This window comes from Cryobacterium sp. Y62 (assembly GCF_002929785.1).
GTDB lineage: Bacteria > Actinomycetota > Actinomycetes > Actinomycetales > Microbacteriaceae > Cryobacterium.
The window spans coordinates 1-2,052 of record NZ_PJJK01000022.1; the positions used below are offsets into that span (position 1 = coordinate 1).

Here is a 2,052-nt window from a genome sequence, read left to right on the forward strand (position 1 = left end):
GTTGACGATCAGGCGGTCAACACCGCACGCATTCTGGCGGCTGACGCCGTTGAAAAGGTTGGGAATGGGCATCCGGGTACCGCGATGAGCCTCGCGCCCGCCGCCTACCTGTTGTTTCAGAAGATCATGCGCCGGGACCCGGCCGACAACGATTGGCTCGGTCGCGACCGTTTTATTCTTTCAGTCGGCCACAGCTCACTGACGCAGTACGTGCAGTTGTACCTCGGCGGCTATGGCCTCGAGCTTGAAGACCTTAAAGCCCTGCGCACCTGGGGATCCAAGACCCCCGGCCACCCGGAATACGGCCACACCGCCGGCGTCGAGATCACCACCGGTCCGCTCGGCCAGGGGTTCGCCTCCGCCGTCGGCTTCGCCTACGCGTCACGTTTCGAGCGTGGCCTGTTCGACCCGGATGCCGCCACCGGCTCCAGCCCGTTCGACCACTTCGTTTACGTCATCGCCGGCGATGGCGACCTGCAGGAAGGCATCACGAGCGAGGCCTCATCGCTCGCGGGCCACCAGCAGCTCGGCAACCTGATCGCGATCTACGACAGCAACCAGATCTCGATCGAAGATGACACTAACATCGCCTTCACCGAGGACGTCGCTGCGCGTTATGCCGCCTACAACTGGCACGTGCAGACCGTGGACTGGAAGAAAACCGGCTCCTACGTCGAAGACGTCGCCGAGCTGAACGCAGCCATTGAGGCTGCCCAAATGGAAACCGGCAAGCCCAGCCTGATCATCCTCAAGACGATCATCGGCTGGCCGAGTCCGAAGAAGCAGAACACCGGCAAGATCCACGGCTCCGCCCTCGGCGCCGAAGAACTCGCCGGCGTCAAGACCGTTCTCGGCTTCGACCCGGAGAAGACGTTCGACGTCGACCCCGAGGTCATCGCCCACACCCGCCTGGCCCTGGAGCGCGGCGCCACCGCGCACGCCGTGTGGAACGTGCGGTTCGAGGCTTGGGCGACGGCCAACCCGGAGCGCAAGGTTTTGCTCGACCGGGTGCTCTCCGGTGACCTGCCCGACGGTGTCGACGAGGCCCTCCCGGTCTTCCCCGGCGGCACCGCGGTCTCGACCCGTGCAGCGTCCGGCAAGGTACTGACCGCACTCGGCACCGTCATCCCCGAACTGTGGGGCGGTTCAGCCGACCTCGCCGAATCCAACAACACCACTATCGGCGGAGCAGCCTCATTCATTCCGAGCGAGCACTCCACCAGTGAATGGACCGGCAACCCGTACGGCCGCGTGTTGCACTTCGGCATTCGGGAGCACGCCATGGCTGCCATTCTCAACGGCATCGTGCTGCATGGCAACACTCGCGCCTTCGGCGGCACGTTTCTCATCTTCAGCGACTACATGCGCCCTGCGGTACGTCTGGCTGCGCTCATGAAAGTGCCGTCGATCTTCGTCTGGACCCACGACTCCGTCGCGCTCGGCGAGGATGGCCCCACCCACCAGCCAATCGAGCAGCTCGCCACTCTGCGCGCCATCCCTGGCCTCGATGTGGTTCGTCCCGGTGATGCCAACGAAACCGCCTGGGCCTGGAAGACCATCCTGGAACGGCGGGGCGGCCCGGTGGGAATCGCTCTGACCCGCCAGAACATTCCCGTGTACGAGCGGGGCGAGGGCGCAGCGTCCGCTGAAATATTCGCCTCGGCGAAGAACGTCGCGCACGGCGCCTATGTGCTGGTCGAAGCCGCCGGTGCAACCCCGGACGTCATTTTGATCGGTACCGGTTCCGAGGTGCAGTTAGCCGTGGATGCCCGTGCCCAGCTCGCCCTCGAAGGCATTAACGCCCGCGTGGTCAGCGCACCCTGCCTGGAATGGTTCGAAGAGCAGAGCAGCGAATATCGCGAATCGGTATTGCCGAAAGCCGTCACCGCGCGGGTGTCGGTTGAAGCCGGCCTCGCTTTAACCTGGCGCGGCTACGTCGGCGATGCCGGCCGCAGCATCTCGATCGAGCATTTCGGCGCATCCGCCGACTATCAGACGCTGTTCCGCGAATTTGGAATCACCACCGAAGCCGTCGTCGCCGCTGCCAAGGAA

1 protein-coding gene is annotated in these 2,052 nt (G+C 64.6%); it reads left to right on the forward strand.

What is annotated here, in order from left to right; all coding sequences use genetic code 11:
* A partial coding sequence (gene tkt / locus CXY71_RS00175) for a transketolase (protein WP_104133732.1) occupies positions 1–2,052 on the forward strand: 2,052 nt, incomplete at both ends.